The sequence below is a fragment of the Streptomyces sp. NPDC051976 genome (assembly GCF_040680795.1).
GTDB lineage: Bacteria > Actinomycetota > Actinomycetes > Streptomycetales > Streptomycetaceae > Actinacidiphila.
On sequence record NZ_JBFAXL010000085.1, the window covers coordinates 1 to 18984 of the forward strand.

Here is an 18984-nt window from a genome sequence, read left to right on the forward strand (position 1 = left end):
GTACCGCCTCGTGCGGTACGGCATCGCGCGTGTCTCACGGTGGGCCGAGGTGTGTCACCGACGCAGTGCCGAGCGGCCCGCGTAGCGTGCGGCGTCGCCCAACTCCTCCTCGATCCGGATCAGTTGGTTGTACTTCGCCGTACGGTCGGAGCGGGAGAGCGAGCCGGTCTTGATCTGACCGCAGCCGGTCGCCACCGCCAGATCCGCGATGGTGGTGTCCTCCGTCTCGCCCGAGCGGTGCGACATGACCGCCGTCCACCCCGCCTCGTGGGCCAGGGCCACCGCGGCGAGTGCCTCGGTGAGGGTGCCGATCTGGTTGACCTTGACCAGGACCGAGTTGCCGACGCCGGTACGGATGCCCTCGCGCAGCAGTGCCGGATTGGTGCAGAACACGTCGTCGCCGGTGAGCTGGCAGCGGTCGCCGACCCGGGCGGTCAGCTCGCGCCAGCCGTCCAGGTCGTCCTCGGCCATCGGGTCCTCGATGGAGACGACCGGGTAGGCGTCGATCAGCTTGGCAAGGTAGTCGGCGTGCTCGGAGGGGGTGCGCCGTACTCCCTCGCCCGTGTAGTCGTACACGCCGTCGCGGAAGAACTCGGATGTCGCCGGGTCCATGACCAGGCCGATGTCCGTCCCCGGACGGTAGCCCGTGCGCTCGATGGCGGCCATGACGAAGTCGAGCGCCTCCTCCGCGGTGCGCAGCGCGGGGGCGAAGCCGCCCTCGTCGCCGACGCCCGTGGAGTGCCCGGCGGCCAGCAGGTCGCGGCGCAGGGTGTGGAAGACCTCGCTGCCCATCCGGACGGCTTCGGCGAAGGTGTCCGCGCCGACGGGCGCGATCATGAACTCCTGGAAGTCCAGCGGATTGTCGGCGTGGGCACCGCCGTTGACGATGTTCATCATCGGCAGCGGCAGCAGGTGGGCGTCGGCGCCGCCGAGGTAGCAGTAGAGCGGCTGGCCGTGGGCGGCCGCGGCGGCCCTGGCGGTGGCGAGCGAGACCCCGAGGATCGCGTTGGCGCCGAGCCGGGACTTCGTGGCGGTGCCGTCGAGGGCGACCAGCGCCGCGTCGAGCCCGGCCTGGTCCGCCGCGTCCCGGCCGCGCACGGAGGCCGCGATCTCCCCGTTGACGTGGGCCACCGCGCGGTCGACGCCCTTGCCGTGCCAGCGCGCGGGGTCTGCGTCGCGCAGTTCCACGGCCTCGCGCGCACCGGTGGAGGCGCCGGACGGCACGGCCGCGCGCCCGAGCGAGCCGTCCGCCAGGACGACGTCGACCTCGACGGTGGGGTTGCCCCGGCTGTCGATGATCCGGCGGGCGGTGACGGTCTGGATGGCGGCGTTGGCGGTTCCGACTGCCGCTGCGGACATGGGAGTTCCTTCCCGTTGTCGTATGCCGTGGCCCCGGCTGCGACAGCGCTGGCGCTGAGCCCCGACAGAGCCAAACAATACAGCAATGCTGTTCAGTTTCGCTGTACAGCATTGCTGTGCAGGTCACGTGCACAGCAATGCTGACCAGCGCGGTAAAGTGCCGCATGCCCACCCCGGAAGCCGCCGCCATCGCCGCCGAACTGCGCACCGCGATGGGCAAGCTCACCCGACGCGTCAAGCACGAGGACCACATCCCGCTCGGCCAGGTCGCCGTCCTCGGCGCACTCGACCGCAACGGCGCCATGACCACCAGCGACCTCGCCGCCGACCAGCGCGTACGCCCCCAGTCGATGGCCCGCGCGGTGGGTCTGCTCATGGAGCAGCACCTCATCACCCGCCGCTCCCACCCCACCGACGGCCGCAAGTCCCTGGTCGAACTCTCCGACGCGGGTCGGGCCGCCCTCGAAGCGGAACGCGGCCGCCGGGTCGGCTGGCTCGCACAGGCCATCGAGGCCGAACTCACCGACGAGGAGCGCACATTGCTGGCCCGCAGCGCCACCTTGCTGGAGCGGCTCGCCACCCGCTGACAGCGATACGCTGCTCGCGGGGAGGGGCCGTGCGACGAGAGAGCAGATCGGTACTCAAGCAGTTCGCGCTGGCCGCAGCAGCCGCCGCCCTGCTCTGGTTCGGCAGCACGTGGCTGGCCCCCTTCCTGATCCGTGGGCTGCTCGGCGGCTGGTAGGCGCTGGCCCTGCCTGCCGTGCAGGGCGGGGGTGTCTCGGCTCACTCCGGCGGGAGGACGCCTGAGCGTTTTCGCAGCCCCCGAATGCGACGCCACACACCGGGCAGGCGCAGGACACACTCCCGGGACCTGACCAGGAGGAGGCGCACGATGGACACCAGGGAGCTGACCGCGCGGCTGCTGCGCGAGCACGGCCGCACGTACGCCGACGAGGCGGGCATCACTCTGCGGAACACACCTGCGCCGCTCTACCAACTGCTGGTCCTCACGGTGCTCTGCTCGATCCGCATCAAGGCGGGCACCGCGACCGCCGCCGCCAGGGAAGTCTTCGCGGCCGGGATGCGCACTCCCCGGGCCATGCTGGACGCGAGCTGGCAGGACCGGGTGGACGCACTGGGGCGCGCGCATTACGTCCGCTACGACGAGAGCACCGCGACCGCGCTCGGCAAGGGTGCCGAGCTGGTGCTCGGCCGCTGGAAGGGCGACCTGCGCACGCTCCGCGACGAGGCGGACGGCGAACCGGCCAAGGTGCTGGAACTCCTCCAGGACGTCCCCCGGATCGGCCCCGTGGGCGCCGGGATCTTCTGCCGTGAGGCCCAGGCCGTATGGCCGGAGCTGCGCCCGTTCTTCGACGACCAGGCGTGCGAGACCGCCCGCTCCCTCGGCCTGCCCCACACCCCGCGCGGACTCGGCAAGCTGGTCCCGGAATCGGACCTCCCCCACCTCGCCGCCGCCCTCACCCGCGCACACCTCTCCAAGGGCGCGGTCGACGAGCTGCGCGCCGCGTAGGGCGGCAGAAGTCCCGGTATCCGCCCTCGCCGGCGCGGGGCAGCCCTACCCTGGTCGTCCGGCACGTCGCCTGGGGGGAACCATGGCATTACCGAACGGCAGCGACACCACCTCCGCGGCGGCCGCAGCGGAGGAGTACGCCCGTGTGATGGCGGAGATGACGCACAGGTTGCGCGTGCTGCGGCTGGAGAACGGTAACCCCTCGCTGCGGCAGATCGCCGAGGACTCCGACGGCGAGGTCGCGCCGGCGACGGTCAGCAAGGCGTTCAGCGGCCAGTGGCTGAGCCGGGAGGACCAACTCGTCGCCATCGTCCGCGTACTGCTCACTCCTCGCGACGACAACCGGCGCCTGACCACGTTGGTGCCCGTGACCCACCCCGGGGTGGGCATCTGGCGGAAGCGATGGCGGCGGCTCTACCTGCTGCGGACCACCGCCCCACCCGCACTCCACCAGCCGCGGGAGGAACCCGAACCGACCGCCGCCCTCGGACCGACCACCGCCTTCGAACCGACCGTCGCCCTCGAACCGAACGTCGCCGAGCCCCCGGCTGTCGACCGGCGGCCGCTGCTGCTCATCGCCCGCGACTGCGGACTGGCGCTCGACACACACGGCCGCGACATCTTCGGCCAGCCCAACGACGTACTGATCGAACTACCGGCAGCCACCCCGCAGCAGCTCTGGACCGTCGAGCCCAGCGGGGTACCTGGCGAGGTGGTGATCATCTCCACGCGCCACGGCTTCGCGCTCGACTCCACCACCGACGCCGAACGCCCCAAGCCGGTCACCTGGTGGGAACTGCACAGAAGCCCGTGGCAGCGCTGGCGGCTCCAACGGTCGGCGAACGGGCTCGCGTTCACCGTACAAGCCGTCCACAGCGGCAAGTTCCTCACCGCGCGGGGGGACAGCCAGCCCGGGTGGCAGCCGTGGTTCAAGGACCGGGCCGACTCGGCGGCGCAGGAGTGGCTCTTCGCTCTGCCCCACGACCCGACGGATTCCGCCTGATCCGCTGCGCGAGGAGGTCGGTGACCAGGGCGAGGGGCGGCCAGACCAGGTGGCCGTGGCGGGCGACGGCGAAGGCGCGCAGCGTCACCTCGGGGCCGGTGAGCGGCAGCAGCCGTACCTCGGGGAGGGTGGTCGTCCCGATCGGCAGCAGACCGACACCGAGCCCTGCGGTGATCATGCCCTGGACCAGGTCGAGACTGTCGGCCTGGTGGGTGATGCGGGGTGTGAACCCGGCCATGGAGGCCAGGGTGCGGATGACCGTCTCGTCGGCGGCGTTGCGGGAGTTGACGATCCAGTCCTGCGTACGGCAGCGGGCGAACACCTCCAAGGTATCGGCCGACTCGGGCACCTCGGCACCGGCGTGCACGCCCAGGCCCCAGGAGGCGGTCCACAGGGCGGTGGCGTGCAGCGCGGGGTCCGGGTCGGCGGGAGCGAGGTTGTAGTCGTAGGTGAGGGCGAGATCGGCCTCGTCCGCGGCGAGGAGCTGCAGGGCCTCGGCGGGTTCGTGCTCGCGGACGAAGATGTGCAGCCGGGGATGGCTGACGGCCAGGTCGGTGACGAGGGGCAGCAGGTGGGCGCGGATCGCGGTGGCGAACCCGGCCACCCGCAGGGTTCCGTTCGGCTCCGCGTCGGGGGCGAGATCGAGGCGCGCGCTCTCCACGGCGGCGAGGATCACCGAGGCGTGCTCGGCCAGCCGGCGCCCGGCCGGGGTGAGCCGCACCCGCCGCCCGTCCGGCTCGATCAGGGTGGCCCCCATCTCCCGCGCGAGCACCGTGAGCTGCTGCGACACCGTCGAGGTGGTGGTACCGACGGTCTCGGCGACCGCACGCATCGACCCGAGCCGGGACAGTTCCATCAGCAGCCGCAGACGCCGTGTCTCCATCCTCCCATTGTTCAGCATCATCGAACGGAACATCCATCATTGGCACGTGGACACGAACGGTTCCGGCGGCATTGACTGGGCCCCATGAGCGCGCTGAAGCTTTCGGGCCGGACACGGCACAGGGATGCCCAGGCCGGGTTCGTGATGGCGGTCGCCTCCATGACCACCGTCCAGCTCGGCTCGGCACTGACCGTCCCGCTCTTCGACCACCTCGGGGCGCTGGCGACGGCGGGGCTGCGCCTGGGCTGGGCCGGGGTGCTCATGCTGGTCCTCGTCCGGCCCCGCCGCCGCGACTTCACCGGCGCGGACCTGGCGGCCTGCGCGGTGCTCGGCGCCGTGACGGCGGGCATGATGCTGTTCTTCATGCTCGCCCTGTCCCACCTGCCGCTGGGCACCACGAGCGCGCTGGAATTCCTCGGCCCGCTGGCCGTCTCCCTGTTCGGGCCGGGGCACGGACGCCGGGTGTGGACGGTGGCGGCCGCGACAGGTGTGGTGCTCCTGGCCGAGCCGTGGCACGGCGGCCTCGACGTGCTCGGCACGGTGTACGCGCTGGCCGCCGCGGCCTGCTGGGCCGGTTACATCCTGCTGACCCAGCGCGTCGGCGACCGCGTCACCGGCTTGAAGGGCCTGGCGGTCTCCATGCCCGTCGCGGGCCTGCTCGGCGTGCTCATCGCCGCACCCGCCATCTCGACGCACGTGACCTGGCCGACCCTGTGGATCATGCTCGCGCTGGCGGCCCTGAGCCCCGTACTGCCCTTCGCGCTCGAGTTCCTCGCCCTGCGCCGCCTGACCACCTCCGCCTTCGGCACCCTGATGAGCCTGGAACCGGCCATCGCCATGCTGCTGGGCTTCCTCGTGCTCGGCCAGACGCCGGGACCGGCGCCCGCGGCCGGCATCGCCTTCGTGGTCCTCGCCGGGATCGGCGCCACCCGCACCGGCGCCCGCCCGGAAACCGAGCCGCTCATCGCCGAACCGTCCGGCGCCGAGCCCCGGCTCCAGGAAGCGGTGTGAACCCGGCCTACCCGAGAAGCGGAAGCCCGGCAGCACGATTCCTTGCGCGGTGGATCATGGCGGGCCCCAGACATCGCGGGGGGATTCGGCTCAGCCGATACTGGGATCCCTGGTGACCTGCTGATCTGCCCTCCAGGGCACGACGCCTGGGTCGTGGGCGACGCGGCATGCGTCATCGTCGACTGGAAGGGCTACACCGAATACGCCAAGAAGTGAGCCCGCCGCCGGTCAGCGCCACGGTCAGGCGGTCGCGGTGCGGTGCAACTGGCGGACGCCCGAGGCGACGGCCCATGCGAAGACGGCGAGCGAGAAGACGGCGACGGCCGCGGAGTCCCAGGGCTGGGGCAGCCGGCCCGAGCCCTTGAAACCGCCGAGCCAGGACAGCAGGGTCAGGCCCGCGAGATAGACGACGAGCCAGGCGCCGTCGCGCAGTTCGGCGGGCAGGGGGGCCGTGGCGCTGTCGCGGCGCAGCAGCAGGAAGAGCGGCAGCCCGGCCAGTACCAGCGGCAGCGCCAGGCGCAGGTCGTGCCAGCCGGACCAGTAGACGAACTCACCGGAGACGACGAAGGCGACCGGCGCCATCCAGCGCAGCCCCGGCACCCGCCCCGCCGGGCGCTCCCCCGTCGCGGCGCGGAAGACGGCGGCGGCCACCGTGGAGGACGCGTAGATCAGCAGGTACATGTCGCCCATCACCGCGACGATGTTCTGCCAGCCGCCGAACGGCAGCAGGAACACCACGATCACAGCGAGGTTCAGCGCCAGCGCCCGGTGCGGGATGCCGAACCGGGTGTCCACCCGCATCACCCACCGCGGCAGCAGCCCGTTCTTGCCCAGGGCGTAGGTGTGCCGGGCGTCGATGGCCACGCCGACGTACGCCGAGCCGCCCGGCGAGACCACCGCGTCGGCGTAGAGCAGGGCCGCCAGCCAGTGCAGGTTGAGCAGCAGCGCGAGCTGGCCGAACGGCGAGTCGAAGTCGACGCCCTGCCAGCCGTGGCCGAGCAGGCTTTCGGGTACCGCCAGCAGGAAGGCGAACTGCAGGCCCAGGTAGAGCAGTACGGAGACGGCGATGCCGCTGAGGACGGACGGTGCCATGGTGCGGCGGGGGTCGCGGGCCTCCCCGGAGAAGTCCAGCGGCGCCTGGAATCCGTTGACCGAGTAGACGATCCCGCCCGCGGACAGCGCGCTGAGGCAGGCGGACCAGCCGTACGGGGCGAATCCGCCGTGGTCGGTGAGCCGGCCGGTGCCGTGCAGACCCGAGGCCAGCAGGGCGGCCACGGTCACGATCGGCATGATCACCTTGAACACCGACACCGCGTTGTTGAGCCGTGCGAAGAGCCGCACACCGAACCAGTTGAGCGCGGTGAGGACGGTACTCAGGGCGAGCGCCAGGCCGAGCCCGGCGGCGGTGAGCGTGCTGCCGTTGTAGAGGCCGGGCAGGTAGTGCGCGGCGTACTGCATGATCGCGGTGATCTCCGCGGCGGTGCCGCCCACCGACAGCAGTACCGACCAGCCCACCATCGTGCCCACCAGCCGGCCGCTGGCGTACAGCGGCCAGCGGACCGTCCCGCCGCCCTCCGGCCGGGTGGCGCCCAGGTCCACCATCACCAGCGCGACCAGTGCGCTGAGCAGCCCGGCCGCCACCCAGGAGACCAGCGAGGCGGGGCCCGCCGTCTGCGCCGCGTACATCGCCGCGAACAGCCAGCCGGACCCCAGGATGTTGGAGAAGCCGATGGCGGTCAGACCCCAGTAGCCCAGGCCGCGCCGCAGTCGGCGCTCCTGCTCCGCCACGGCCGGCGTCCCGCCTGCCATCGAGTCCTCCGGCAGTCCTTCCAGCGCCATCCCGGCTCCTCGCCTCGGTCGGCCGTCGCCTGCAACGTAACCACGAGGCGCCGCCCCGATGGTGGGTGACACAGTGTCCGGCCCGATCAGGATGAGGTGGGGAAGGGCCTCCCCGACGTACGCTGCGGGGTGAGCCCGGCACTGCCGCCGGATTCCCCGACGAACGCTCCAGGAACGCATGGAACCCACCGACACCACCCCGCGGGAGCCCGGAAGCGGGCCCCTGGTCATCGATCCCGGCGCCGTACCCGCGACGCCGTGGCGCAACGGTGCGGGCGTGACCCGCGAACTGTGGGTGTCGGCCGGGTCGGCCCCTGACACTCCCGACTGGCGGCTGAGCCTCGCGGAGTTGACCGCGGACGCCCCCTTCTCGCCGTTCCCCGGCCTCGACCGCATCTTCCTGCCGCTGGCGGGCGACATGTCGCTGACCATCGGCGACCGGGTCGTCGAAGCGGTGGCGTACCAGCCGATCCGGTTCGGCGGGGAGGACGCCGTGAGCGCCGAGGTGCGTGCCCCGGGCCGGGCGCTGAACCTGATGGTGCGCCGCGGGGTGCTCCTCGGCGATCTCCGGGTCAGGCCGTCGGACGGCGGCTCGCAGCCCTCTTCCGCACCCGCTTCCGCTCGCGTGGCGGCCCTCGTGCGCTTCGACGGATTCACGGTCGAGGTGCTGCTCACCCGCGAAGCCGCGGCATAGTCCTGGCGGCCCACGGCTAAAGCGTTTGACCCTCACGTGGCGTCATGCTGCATTGTCGGGGGCGTGGAAGAGCACTTGACCGTGGGACGGGTGGCCGAGCTGGCCGGGGTGAGCGTCCGCACGCTGCATCACTACGACGAGATCGGCCTCGTCCGGCCGTCGGCGCGGACCGCGGGTGGGTACCGGGCGTACGCGGCGGGCGATGTGGAGCGGCTGCGGGAGGTGCTGGGCTACCGGCGGCTGGGCTTCGGGCTGCGGGAGATCGCCGACCTGGTCGACGACCCGGACACCGACGCGGTGGCGCATCTGCGCCGGCTGCGCGGCCTGCTGGTGGAACAGCGCGACCGCGCCGCCGCCATGGTCACGGCCATCGACAAGGAGCTGGAGGCACGGGCCTTGGGAATCAGGACGACACCGGAAGAGCAACTGCAGGTGTTCGGCGCGCAGTTGTACGAGGTCATCGGATCCGCCTACCCGGCGACGCGGTGCACCGAGCCGCGGATCGCCGCACGGATCTGGGACGCGCTCGGGGACGCGCGCACCGTACTGAACGTCGGCGCGGGCACCGGCTCGTACGAGCCCGGCGACCGGGACGTCACCGCGGTGGAGCCGTCGGCGGTCATGCGCGCCCAGCGTCCGGCGGGCGCGGCGCCGTGTGTGGCGGCCAGCGCGGAGCAGTTGCCGTTCGAGGACGGGTCCTTCGACGCGGCGATGGCGGTCAGTACCGTGCACCACTGGCAGGACGCGGTCGCCGGCCTGCGGGAGATGCGGCGGGTGGCGCGCCGCGTGGTGGTGCTCACGTACGACGCGAGCAGCCCTGGCTGGGCGCAGCGGTTCTGGCTCTCCCGCGACTACCTGCCCGAGTTCGAGGGGCTTCTCGACCACTGGCCGTCGCTGGCCGACCTGACCGGCGCGATAGGCGGCCACGCGGAGCCGGTGCTCATCCCGTGGGACTGCGCTGACGGCTTCTTCGAGGCGTACTGGCGCCGGCCCGAGGCATACCTGGACGAGCACGTGCGCCGCGCGGTCTCGGTCTGGTCGCGGGTCGGCCCGGAGGCCGAGCAGCGGGCGGTCGACGGCCTGCGCGACGACCTCTCCTCGGGCCGGTGGGCCGAGCGCAACCGCGACCTGGTCGCCCACGACGCGGCGGAGCTCGGCCTGCGCCTGCTCGTCGCGTGACCGAGGCCCTGGGCACGGCGACGCCTCCCACCTCGATGCGCCTGCTCCTCAAAGGCCGCTTCGGCTGGTTCTTCGCCGGCAGGACCGTGGACCTGGCCGGATCGTCCATGACGACCACGGCGCTGGCGCTCGCCGTGCTCCAGGCATCGGGCCGGGCGGGCGACCTCGGCATCGTCCTCGCGGCCAATCTGGTCCCCACCCTCGTCCTGCTCCTGGTGGGAGGGGCGGTGGCGGACCGGATGAGCCGCCGCACCCTGCTCATCTCCGCCAACCTCGCCTCCGGAGCACTGATGGCGGCACTTGCCGCCCTCCTGCTCGCGCACCGCTACAGCCTCACTTACGTCGCGCTGCTCTCCTTCGGCACCGGCGTGGTGGGGGCGTTCACCTCACCGGCCCTTCGCGGCATCGTGCCCGAACTCGTCGCGCGCGACGGGCTGCAGCGCGCCAACGCGCTCCTGGCCACTTCGCAGAACAGCGCCCGTATCCTCGGGCCCGTCCTCGCGAGCGTCCTGGTGTCCACCGTCGGCGGCGGGTGGGCAGTCGCCGTCGACGCGCTCTCCTTCTGGCTCGCCGCGCTGGCCTTCACCCGCATCCCCGGGGCGACCCGGCCGCCCGCGGCGCGGCAGGCGCTGTGGCGCGACCTGCTCGACGGCTGGTCGGTGTTCCGGTCCCTGCACTGGGTCGTGGTCATGACCGTGGGGTTCGCGCTGGGCAACGCGTTCAACGTCGGGCCGCTGAACGTCCTGGGACCGCAGGTGATCGCGGGCCGGGACGGGGCCACGGGATGGGGCTTCGTCCAGGCGGCGCGCGCGGCCGGGCTGCTGGCCATGAGCCTCGTGGCGGTCAGGATGGTGCTCCGCCGTCCGCTGCGCGACGGCCGGATCTGGGGCACGCTCTCCGCACTCCCCCTGCTGGCCCTCGGGTTGTCCGGCCGCGCCTGGGTGGTCGCCCCCGCGGCCTTCCTCGGCGGTCTCGGCTTCTCGCTTGCCGCGATCACCTGGGAGAGCACACTCCAGCAGTCCGTCCCGACCGAGAGCCTCTCCCGGGTCACCGCCTACGACGACCTGCTGTCCTTCGTGGCCATCCCCGTCTCCCAACTCGCCGTCGGCCCCCTCGGCGCCGCCTACGGAGCACGCACGATCTGCACCCTGTGCGGCATCGGCTACCTCGCGGCCTGCCTGCTCCCACTGCTCAACACCTATGTGCGCACGCAGCACTCCCCCGCCGGCCAGCCGTCGTCGTGATCGTGCCGGGAGGTCAGTGCGCGAGCACGCCTGGGAAGCCGAAGGCGGCGGCCAGGGCTGGGTCGTGGAACTTGACCACCCGGGTGACGCCGGTGGCGGTGGGGGCCAGGAGCACGGCGCCGTCGGCCTGGAGAGTGCCGTCCGGGGCGCGGTGGTAGACGACGGCGGCGGGTTGGCCGTTGGCCGTGGTGGGGATCATCCGCCAGTCGCCCGGGGAGCCGAGCACGTGGGCGGCGAGGGTGTGGACGCACAGCGCGCGGCCCGCCTGCCAGTCGCGGAAGGGAGTGGCCTCCAGGGTGGCGTCGGTCCGCAGCACCTGTTCCAGCAGGGCGGCGTCGCAGCGTTCGAAGGCGGCGATGTAGGCGTCGAGGAGTGCGCGTGCCCGCGCGTCGGTCGGCTCCAGGAGTTCCTCGGGCTCGGGCTCCAGTTCGTCCAGCCGGGCGCGGGCGCGCTGCAGACCGCTCTTGACCGCGACCGTGGTGGTGTCGAGGATCTCCGCCGTCTCGGCCGCGGAGAACGCCAGCACCTCGCGCAGGATGAGGATCGCCCGCTGGCGGGCGGGCAGGTGCTGCAGGCAGGCGACGAGCGCGAGCCGCAGCGACTCGCGGGCGACCACCACCGCGGCCGGATCGTCGTCGGGCGGGGCGATCCACGCGTCCGGCAGCGGCTCCAGCCAGGACACCTCGCCGGGTGCGGCGGCCGTCGGCGGCCGGTCGGGTCCGTCGTACGGGCCCGCCAGTCCCGAGGGCAGCATCCGCAGGGGGCGCGGCTTCAGCGCCTTCAGGCAGACGTTGGTGGCGATCGTGTACAGCCACGTCCGCATCGACGCCCGGCCCTCGAATCCCGCGTACGACCGCCACGCCCGCAGATACGTCTCCTGCACCAGGTCCTCTGCGTCGTACGCCGAGCCCGTCATGCGGTAGCAGTGCGCCAGCAACTCCCGCCGGAACCGCCCGGTCTCGGCGGTGAACCGTTCCTGGTCCGCTGCCGTCCGCATCTCAGAAGCCACCCCGCCAACCTAGTGCCGCCCTGATCTTCCGACGTGTTCCCGTGCCGACGCCGCCGCCGGGTCGCCTCAGGGGAGCAGGGCCAGTTTGCCGACGGTGGACCTGGCCTCCAGTTCCGTGAGGGCTTTCGGGCCGTCGGCGAGGGCGTAGGCGGTGGGCGGGGTCGGGGTGAGCACGCCCGCCGCGGTCAGTGCGGACAGCTCGCCCATCAGCTCGCCGAACATCTGCGGCGCGGCCCGGATGAGGACGCCGATGTTGAGGCCGATGAGGTGGATCTGGTGCGTGTACACCAGCTCCCAGTTGGTGATCGGGGCTTCGCCGCCCGCCAGGCCGTAGACGACGACACGGCCGGTGACGCGCTTGGCCGCGGCGAGACTCGCGGCGAAGGTGGCGCCTCCGGACGACTCCAGGACCAGGTCGGCACCGCGGCCGCCGGTCAGCTCGGCGACCTCGGCGGCGAGGTCGCCGCCGAGGGAGTCCAGGACGTGGTCGGCGCCGAGCGCCCGCACCGTCTCGTGCTTGCCGGGTGAGGCGGTGGCGATGACCGTGGCGCCGTAGTGCTTGGCCATGCGTACGGCGGCCTGGCCGGTGCCGCCCGCCGCGGCCGGGATGAGCACCACCTGCCCGGCGGTGAGGCCGCCCAGCGTGAGCGCGGCCAGTGCGGTGGGCCAGTTCACGACCAGGCCCAGCGCCTCCTGCTCCGTCCAGCCCGGGGGCACCGGCACGGCGGCGGCCGCGGGCAGGAGCATGTACTCGGCGAAGGCGCCGGCCCCGACGCCGACGACGCGGTCCCCGGGCCGTGGGACGGTCACCGCCTCGCCCGCCGCGACGACCTCCCCGGCCGCCTCGAAGCCCGCCACGTACGGTGGCCGCGGGCCGTCCCGGAAGGTGCCGTGGGCCTTCGAGACATCGGCGAAGTTGACCCCGGCGGCGGTGACGCGGATCAGCACCTCACCCCGCCCGGGGCGCGGCACCGGCGCGTCGGTGATCAGGCGCATGTCCCGCGGGCCGCTCAGGGACGACTGCTCCAGTGCGCGCATGGTCGTGGGAACGGTCATGGTGGTCTGCCTTCGCTTCTCGGCGTACGTCAGGGGATCCGCGCGAACCGCGCCTCCCACCCATGGAGATCCCGGGCACCACCGAAAGGAATCGCTCCCCCGCGGACCTGCCGCGCCGCCGTCCCGACACCGCGCGGTGACGACGGCGCCGCGCGTCGGCGGTCCGGAGGGTCACACGCGTGCCGTGGTGCCGACCGCTCGGGGGCGGGTGGCGGGGACGTGCGGTGCGGTGGTGGCGGGCAGCGGTGGGTCCACCGTGACGTCGAGCGTCTCGACGAGCCTGCGCAGCTTCTCCAGCGCGCGTGGGGCGTCGGACCGCGGCACCCGGATGACGGCCGTCGCCCGGTCGGGCGGGCTCGTGGTGTAGACGATGTCCAGCACCTGGTGGTGGGTGAGCGTGGCGGCCAGCCGGGCGAGCGTGCCGCCTCCGGCGTGGAAGGTGGCGGTGAGCCGGGCGTGTTCCATGGGAAGTGGTCCTGTCCGTGCGGAGCCGTGGTGCGGCCGGAGAAACAGAAAAGACCCCTCGCGAGGTGCGAGAGGTCTGCGTGCGGGCGGTGGGCCTGGGAGGGGTTACTCCCTGGGGCCCGGTGCCGGCACGCCACCGCTGATAATCAGCTGCTGCTGCATGGCGCCCATGCTGGCAGAACCCCGGCGCCGCCCGCCACGCCGTCTCATCTGCCGGTCAGGTGACGGGAAAGTCGAAGTAGGTGTCCGGGTACGGCTCGCCGTCCAGTGTGTAGTGCCACCACTCGCAGGGATACGCGCGGAAGCCGCAGTCCTCCATGAGGGAGCGCAGACTCCTGCGGTTCTCCGCCGCCGCGTGCACGACCCCCTGTGCGCCGTGGTGGGAGACCGGGTCCATCAGGTCGTGGTCGCCGCCCATGGACACGAGTTCACCGGTGGCCAGGTGATAGAGCGTCAGATCGACCGTACTTCCCCGGCTGTGGCCCGACTTGGCGGCCACGTACCCCTGGGCGAACATCTCGGCCCTGTCGATGTTCGGGTAGTGCCGCGCCTTCGTGCGACCGTCCTCCGGCTGCCGCGACCAGCGCAGGAAGCTGTCCACCGCGCGCCGCGGTCGGTAGCCGTCCCACAGGAGCAGCCCGAAGCCGAGGGACGCCGCCTTCTCCTGCGCCTTCTCGAGCGCCGCGCACAGGGCCCGGGTGCCGGCGACGCGATTGACCAGGTAGCCGTCGACAGGCTTGCCGGTGAAGTTGTCCCAGGTGGCGTACTTGGCATCCCAGCGGATGCCGGGCACCAGCTCGTCCACGAAGACGAAGTCCTCCCTCATCGGCTCTTCCCCGTCAGCGCCAGTGCCACCAGTCGGTCGATGACTTCGGTGAGCGGCAGCCCCGCGGCGGCCATCATCCGCGGATAGCGGCTGTACGACGTCATCCCGGGCATGGTGTTGACCTCGTTGAGCACCACTGCCCCGTCGTCCTTGAGGAACATGTCCACCCTCGCCAGCCCCTTGCACCCCAGTGCGCGGTACACGGCCTTCGCCGTCTCCTGGACGAGCGCGCGCGACGCGGCCGGGATGTCCGCGGGCACGATCGCGGTGGAGTTGTCGGAACCGCTCTCCGGATCGTCCTCCTGATGGATCCTGAAGAAGCCGTGCGACAGGGCGATCCGGTCCACCTCGCCCGCGACGAGGTCCAGTTCGTCGCCCAGGATGGCGCATCCGATCTCGCTGCCGACGACGGCCGCCTCGATGAGCACCTTCCCGTCGTACCGCCGCGCGGACTCCACCGCACCGCGCAGTTCCTCTTTCCGCGTCACCTTGCTCACGCCGAAGGACGATCCCGAACGGGCCGGTTTCACGAAGACGGGATACGTGAACGCGTCGGGATCGGCGGTCTCGTCCGCCGCGACGGTCCAGAAGTCCGGCGTGGCGACTCCCGCGCTCCTGGCGACGGTGTAGGCGAGGGACTTGTCCATGCACAGCGCCGAACTCGCGATGCCGCAGCCGATGTACGGAATGCCGGAGAGCTCCAGCAGCCCCTGTATCGCGCCGTCCTCGCCGAACGCGCCGTGCAGAACGGGGAAGACGACGTCCAGGTCGATCGTTCCGTACCGTCCCTGCTCCAGTACGAGCAGCCCGCGGACGCTCCGGTCCGGCGACAGCACCACCGGACGGCTCACCCCGTTCTCCCAGTCCGTGTCGGGCCCGTCGCAGAGCCGCCATTCGCCACTCCTGGTGATCCCGACGTAGAACGGCTCGTACTTCTCGGTGTCGAGGTTCCGTGCGACCTCGCGCGCGGACTTGACCGACACGGGGTGCTCTTCCGAGCGGCCCCCGAAGAGGATTCCGACCTTCGACCTAGCCATGCTGGTTCCCGCTTTCGAATGTCAGGCAGTTGATGAGGGAGTTCTCGACCGTGTCGCTCAACGCGTGGTCGGTGTAGTACGCGGTGTGGGGGCTGATGAGTACGTTCGGCAGCTCCTGCAGCCGCACCAGGAGCGTGTTGTCCACGGGCCGGCCGCGAAGGTCCGCGTAGAAGATCCCCTCTTCCCCTTCGAGGACGTCCAGTGCCGCGCCGCCCAACCTGCCGCTCTCCAGCGCCAGTACGAGGGCCCCGGTGTCCACCAGCGGACCGCGTCCGGTGTTGATGAGGAACGCGCCCCGCTTCATCAGCGCCAGGCGCCGGGCGTCGAGCAGATGGTGCGTCTGCGCGGTGAGCGGTGCGTGGAGCGTGACGATGTCGGCGGCCCGCAGCAGCTCGTCGAGGGGAACGTGATCGGCGGCCGTCCCGGGGCGGTTGTCGTGGGCCAGTACGCGGCAGCCGAAGCCGCGCAGCCGGTCCACGACCGCCGTGCCGATGCGCCCTGTTCCCACCACTCCGACGGTCAGGTCGCGCAGTTCTCTGCCGCGCACTTCGTGCAACCGGTAGTCATGGGCGTCCGTGCGGCGGACGGTGGATTTCGCGTGCCGTACCGCCATGAGCATCAGCATCAGCGTGTAATCGGCCACGCTGTCGGGCGAATAGGCGATGTTCCCCACACGGATGCCGAGGCTCTCGGCGTGTTCCACGTCGATGTGGTTGTAGCCGATACTCCTCGTGGAGATGTACGTGACCCCGGCCCGACGGAGCGCGCGAAGGGCGGAGTTCGCGACGCGGGTCTTGTGGCTGACGCTGACGCAGCGGTTCCCGACGGCCAGTTCGGTCGTGGCGTCGGACACCGGCGCCTCCGTGAGCGTGAGCGCCACACCGAAGCGGGGTGCCAACTCCCGGAACAGGGCGGCCTCGTCCTGCCCGCAGCCGTAGACGGTGATTCCCGTCTTAGGTCCGGCGGAAGAAGTCACGGAAGTCGCTGAAGGCGGGGTCGAGTTCGCGGATGACCGGGTGCGGCGGTGCGCTGTTCTGGCTGCTTCACTGGAGAGCATGCCGCCATTCAAAGTGGCGTGGTGTTGCCGCCGCGTATGCGGGTTTCGATATGCCGACGATACGTATTGCCGGTGTATCGAAACCCGCATACGTACGGGCAACACCGCGCTGCTTCTACTGTCCGCATGACATTCAGCGAGCCAGCTTCCGGCGGTTTTTCCCGTAGCGGCGTGCGCCTGCCCGCCGACTTCCGCGGCGTACGGTCATGATCCCGCTCAGCCTCGGCGAGATCGCCGCGGTCGTCGGCGGGAGGGTCGAGGGCGACGCGTCCGTGACGGTGACCGCGCCCGCCGTGCTCGACAGCGGGCAGGCCGGGCCGGGCGGCCTCTTCGTCGCCTTCGCGGGCGAGCGCGTCGACGGCCATGACTACGTCCGACGGGCGGCCGAGGCAGGTGCGGTGGCTGTGCTCGGCGCCCGGCCCACACCGCTGCCCACGGTCGTCGTCGAGGACGCCCGGGCCGCGCTGCAGGCGGTCGCCGCGCATGTCGTGGCCCGGCTGCGGGACGGGCTGACCGTGGTCGCGGTGACCGGCTCCCAGGGCAAGACCGGCACCAAGGACCTGCTGGCGGCCGTACTGTCGGGCACCGCACCCACGGTCGCCACCGTCGGCTCGCTCAACAACGAGCTCGGCGTGCCGCTCACGATGCTGCGCGCCGAGGCCGCCACCCGCTTCCTCGTCCTGGAGATGGGCGCCCGCCACATCGGCGACATCGCCCACCTCGCCGGCCTGGTCGCGCCCGATGTCGCCGTCGTTCTGAACGTCGGGCAGGCTCACCTCGGCGAGTTCGGGTCGCGCGCGGCCATCGCCCGGGCCAAGGGCGAACTGGTCCAGGGCCTGGCTCCGGACGGCACCGCCGTCCTCAACGCCGACGACCCCCGGGTGAACGCGATGCGCGCCCTCACCGACGGCCCGGTGCTGACCTTCGGCCGGACCGGACAGGCCGACGTACGACCGCTCGGCCTGACACTGGACGGGCTCGGACGGCCGTCCTTCACCCTGCGCACCGCCGACACGTCGGCGACCGTCACGCTGCCGCACCTGGGCGCCCACCTGGCGCTCAACGCGTCGGCCGCCGCCGCGGCAGGGCTGGCCGCGGGCGTCCCTCTGGGCCGGGCCGCGACAGCGCTGGCCACCGCTCCGCTCTCGCGGTGGCGGCTGGAGCCCCGCACCCTCGCCTGCGGCGCGACCCTGCTCAACGACTCCTACAACGCCAACCCCGACTCCACCCGCGCCGCCCTGGACGCGCTGGCGGCGATCGACGGCAGGTGCCGTATCGCCGTGCTCGGCGAGATGCGCGAACTCGGCGACGGCAGCGCCGCCGAACACCGCGCCGTCGGGGAGTACGCCGCCGCCCGGGCCGATGTCGTGGCCGCGGTCGGCGAGGCCGCCCGGCCGATCGCCGAGGGTGCGGGAGCCCGCGCGCTGGTGCTGGCCGGCAACGACGCGGCCGTCGACTGGCTGCGCGCCCGCCGCCTCACCGCCGGTGACGTGGTGCTCGTCAAGGCGTCACGCGGGGCACGCCTCGACGAGGTGGCCGCGGCGCTCGCTCAGTGCGGCGCGCGGGAGGCGGCCCGCGTTCAGCGCCCGCGGCGCTTCATGTAGAGGTCGAAGCTCCGGTAGACCATCGGCCGCAGCGGCAGGTCCCACTCGCCGACGTATCTGACCGCCTGGCCGCCGGTGCCGACCTTGAACTGGATCAGGCCGACGTGCGGGTCGTCCGCGTCGAGGGTGGGGGTGATGCCGCGCAGGTCGTAGACGTCGCAGCCCGCCGCCAGGCAGTCGCGGATCATCGCCCACTGGCAGGCGTTGGAGCCGCGTACCTCGCGCTTGTCGGTGGACGAGGCGCCGTAGGAGTACCAGGCGTGGGCGCCGACCCGGACCAGGACGGCGGCGGCGACCAGGTCGCCCTGGTGGTGGGCCAGGTAGAGCCTGATCCGCTCGGGGTCCTCAGCGCTCAGGGCGGCGAACATGGTCGCGAAGTAGTGCGCCGGGCGCGGCGTGAAGTGATCGCGCCCGGCGGTGTGGACGTAGAGGTCGTGGAACGCCTTGAGGTCCTCGCTGACCGTGACGACGACTCCCTCCTTGGCCGCCTTCTTGATGTTGCGGCGCCAGAGCTGGTTCATGCCCCGCAGCACGTCGTCCTCGGTCCTTCCGGTCAGCGGGATCTCGTACTTGAACTGCGGATGCCCCACCCCGAAGCCGTCCTCGGGGCTCTGCGGCAGCCAGCCCGCCTCCCTCAGCCCGCTGGTGACCCGGGCGCCGACCGGGTCGGTCCACGGGCCCGGCAGCTCGGTGAGCCGCCGGACGCCCGGGTCGGCGATGCCGTCCTTGACCTGGCCGGCGCTCCAGGCGTGGGTGGCGACCGGCGGGCCGAGCCGGATCGCGAACGCGCCGTGCGCCTTGAGGTACGCCGCCAGCGGGTCGAGCCATACGGAGATGTCGCCGGTCCAGTCGATGACCGGGCCCTCGGGCAGATAGGCCAGGGTGAAGCGTTTGAGCCGGGGCACCGGCCGGTGCAGTACGAGTCCGGCTCCGACCAGCCGCCCGCCGTCGTACCAGCCCAGCGACTCGCTGCGCCATTCGGTCTTGACCCGGCCCCACGCCGGGGTCTGCAGGAAGCTCACCGACCGCTGCGCGAGCACGAACGCCAGGTGCTCGGCGGCGCTGATCGGCCGGACGGTCGGCCGCACGCCCGGCGCCCCGGAGAGGAGGGAGGACAAGGGCAGGTCCGGTGTGCGTGCTGGGTGGCTGTGGCTCATGCCCCCAGCCAAGGCACCGTGGTGTTGCCG

Annotated in this window: 19 protein-coding genes and 1 pseudogene; 10 read left to right on the top strand and 10 right to left on the bottom strand. The window is 72.3% G+C overall.

The window, feature by feature from the left end; translation table 11 throughout:
• Positions 1-54 precede the first annotated feature (54 nt).
• Positions 55-1359: a phosphopyruvate hydratase gene (eno, locus tag AB0M29_RS41525; RefSeq protein WP_365392167.1), complete on the bottom strand. Its 1305-nt coding sequence runs from the start codon at positions 1357-1359 to the stop codon at positions 55-57.
• Between the two features lie 164 nt (positions 1360-1523).
• Here eno and AB0M29_RS41530 point away from each other — a divergent pair, with 164 nt between their 5' ends.
• From AB0M29_RS41530 to AB0M29_RS41545, 4 genes are all read left to right on the top strand, one after another.
• Positions 1524-1946: a MarR family transcriptional regulator gene (locus tag AB0M29_RS41530; RefSeq protein ID WP_365392169.1), complete on the top strand. Its 423-nt coding sequence runs from the start codon at positions 1524-1526 to the stop codon at positions 1944-1946.
• Between the two features lie 29 nt (positions 1947-1975).
• Complete coding sequence (locus AB0M29_RS41535; protein ID WP_365392171.1) at positions 1976-2101, top strand: hypothetical protein; 126 nt, start codon at positions 1976-1978, stop codon at positions 2099-2101.
• Positions 2102-2251: 150 nt separating this feature from the next.
• On the top strand, positions 2252-2890 hold the full coding sequence (locus tag AB0M29_RS41540) for an endonuclease (protein WP_365392172.1): 639 nt from the start codon (positions 2252-2254) through the stop codon (positions 2888-2890).
• Between the two features lie 82 nt (positions 2891-2972).
• Positions 2973-3893, top strand: a complete 921-nt coding sequence (locus AB0M29_RS41545; protein WP_365392174.1) for an RICIN domain-containing protein — start codon at positions 2973-2975, stop codon at positions 3891-3893.
• Here the strand turns inward: AB0M29_RS41545 and AB0M29_RS41550 are convergent.
• Complete coding sequence (locus AB0M29_RS41550) at positions 3820-4776, bottom strand: LysR substrate-binding domain-containing protein (protein ID WP_365392176.1); 957 nt, start codon at positions 4774-4776, stop codon at positions 3820-3822. The two genes, AB0M29_RS41545 and AB0M29_RS41550, sit on opposite strands and share 74 nt — an antisense overlap.
• Positions 4777-4860: 84 nt before the next feature.
• On the opposite strand from AB0M29_RS41550, the gene AB0M29_RS41555 reads away from it, so the two are divergent.
• Both AB0M29_RS41555 and AB0M29_RS41560 read left to right on the top strand, forming a co-directional pair.
• The gene (locus tag AB0M29_RS41555) at positions 4861-5787 is read left to right on the top strand and encodes an EamA family transporter (RefSeq protein ID WP_365392178.1); all 927 of its coding nucleotides are present in this window, start codon (positions 4861-4863) and stop codon (positions 5785-5787) included.
• A 108-nt stretch (positions 5788-5895) separates the two neighbouring features.
• Positions 5896-6003: pseudogene (locus tag AB0M29_RS41560) on the top strand (cupin); the annotation flags it as partial.
• A 24-nt stretch (positions 6004-6027) separates the two neighbouring features.
• Here the strand turns inward: AB0M29_RS41560 and AB0M29_RS41565 are convergent.
• On the bottom strand, positions 6028-7626 hold the full coding sequence (locus AB0M29_RS41565) for an APC family permease (protein WP_365392180.1): 1599 nt from the start codon (positions 7624-7626) through the stop codon (positions 6028-6030).
• A gap of 178 nt (positions 7627-7804) precedes the next feature.
• Between AB0M29_RS41565 and AB0M29_RS41570 the strand changes: the two genes are divergently transcribed.
• The 3 genes from AB0M29_RS41570 (at position 7805) to AB0M29_RS41580 (ending at position 10743) form a co-directional block, all read left to right on the top strand.
• Positions 7805-8320, top strand: coding sequence for a HutD family protein (locus tag AB0M29_RS41570; RefSeq protein WP_365392182.1), 516 nt, complete (start codon positions 7805-7807; stop codon positions 8318-8320).
• Positions 8321-8410: 90 nt separating this feature from the next.
• Positions 8411-9499, top strand: coding sequence for a MerR family transcriptional regulator (locus AB0M29_RS41575; RefSeq protein WP_365392211.1), 1089 nt, complete (start codon positions 8411-8413; stop codon positions 9497-9499).
• Positions 9496-10743, top strand: coding sequence for an MFS transporter (locus tag AB0M29_RS41580; RefSeq protein ID WP_365392184.1), 1248 nt, complete (start codon positions 9496-9498; stop codon positions 10741-10743). The genes AB0M29_RS41575 and AB0M29_RS41580 overlap by 4 nt, the downstream gene beginning before the upstream one ends.
• A 13-nt stretch (positions 10744-10756) precedes the next feature.
• Here AB0M29_RS41580 and AB0M29_RS41585 read toward each other — a convergent pair whose 3' ends face one another.
• From AB0M29_RS41585 to AB0M29_RS41610, 6 genes are all read right to left on the bottom strand, one after another.
• Positions 10757-11740: an RNA polymerase subunit sigma-70 gene (locus AB0M29_RS41585; RefSeq protein WP_365392186.1), complete on the bottom strand. Its 984-nt coding sequence runs from the start codon at positions 11738-11740 to the stop codon at positions 10757-10759.
• Positions 11741-11818: 78 nt separating this feature from the next.
• A complete protein-coding gene (locus AB0M29_RS41590) occupies positions 11819-12808 on the bottom strand; it encodes a zinc-binding dehydrogenase (RefSeq protein ID WP_365392188.1) in 990 nt (329 codons plus the stop codon).
• A gap of 171 nt (positions 12809-12979) precedes the next feature.
• The gene (locus AB0M29_RS41595) at positions 12980-13273 is read right to left on the bottom strand and encodes a hypothetical protein (protein ID WP_365392190.1); all 294 of its coding nucleotides are present in this window, start codon (positions 13271-13273) and stop codon (positions 12980-12982) included.
• A 217-nt stretch (positions 13274-13490) separates the two neighbouring features.
• Positions 13491-14099 carry a D-Ala-D-Ala dipeptidase VanX gene (gene vanX / locus AB0M29_RS41600; protein WP_365392192.1) on the bottom strand — a complete coding sequence of 203 codons (609 nt, stop codon included), beginning with the start codon at positions 14097-14099 and terminating at the stop codon, positions 13491-13493.
• The gene (gene vanA-Sc / locus AB0M29_RS41605; protein WP_365392194.1) at positions 14096-15136 is read right to left on the bottom strand and encodes a D-alanine--(R)-lactate ligase VanA-Sc; all 1041 of its coding nucleotides are present in this window, start codon (positions 15134-15136) and stop codon (positions 14096-14098) included. The genes vanX and vanA-Sc overlap by 4 nt, the downstream gene beginning before the upstream one ends.
• Positions 15129-16112 carry a D-isomer specific 2-hydroxyacid dehydrogenase family protein gene (locus tag AB0M29_RS41610; protein ID WP_365392196.1) on the bottom strand — a complete coding sequence of 328 codons (984 nt, stop codon included), beginning with the start codon at positions 16110-16112 and terminating at the stop codon, positions 15129-15131. Before AB0M29_RS41610 ends, vanA-Sc begins: the two co-directional genes overlap by 8 nt.
• A 287-nt stretch (positions 16113-16399) precedes the next feature.
• Between AB0M29_RS41610 and murF the strand changes: the two genes are divergently transcribed.
• The gene (gene murF / locus AB0M29_RS41615; protein ID WP_365392198.1) at positions 16400-17797 is read left to right on the top strand and encodes a UDP-N-acetylmuramoyl-tripeptide--D-alanyl-D-alanine ligase; all 1398 of its coding nucleotides are present in this window, start codon (positions 16400-16402) and stop codon (positions 17795-17797) included.
• Here murF and AB0M29_RS41620 read toward each other — a convergent pair.
• Complete coding sequence (locus AB0M29_RS41620; protein WP_365392212.1) at positions 17773-18885, bottom strand: peptidoglycan bridge formation glycyltransferase FemA/FemB family protein; 1113 nt, start codon at positions 18883-18885, stop codon at positions 17773-17775. The genes murF and AB0M29_RS41620 overlap by 25 nt on opposite strands.
• Between the last annotated feature and the right edge of the window lie 99 nt (positions 18886-18984).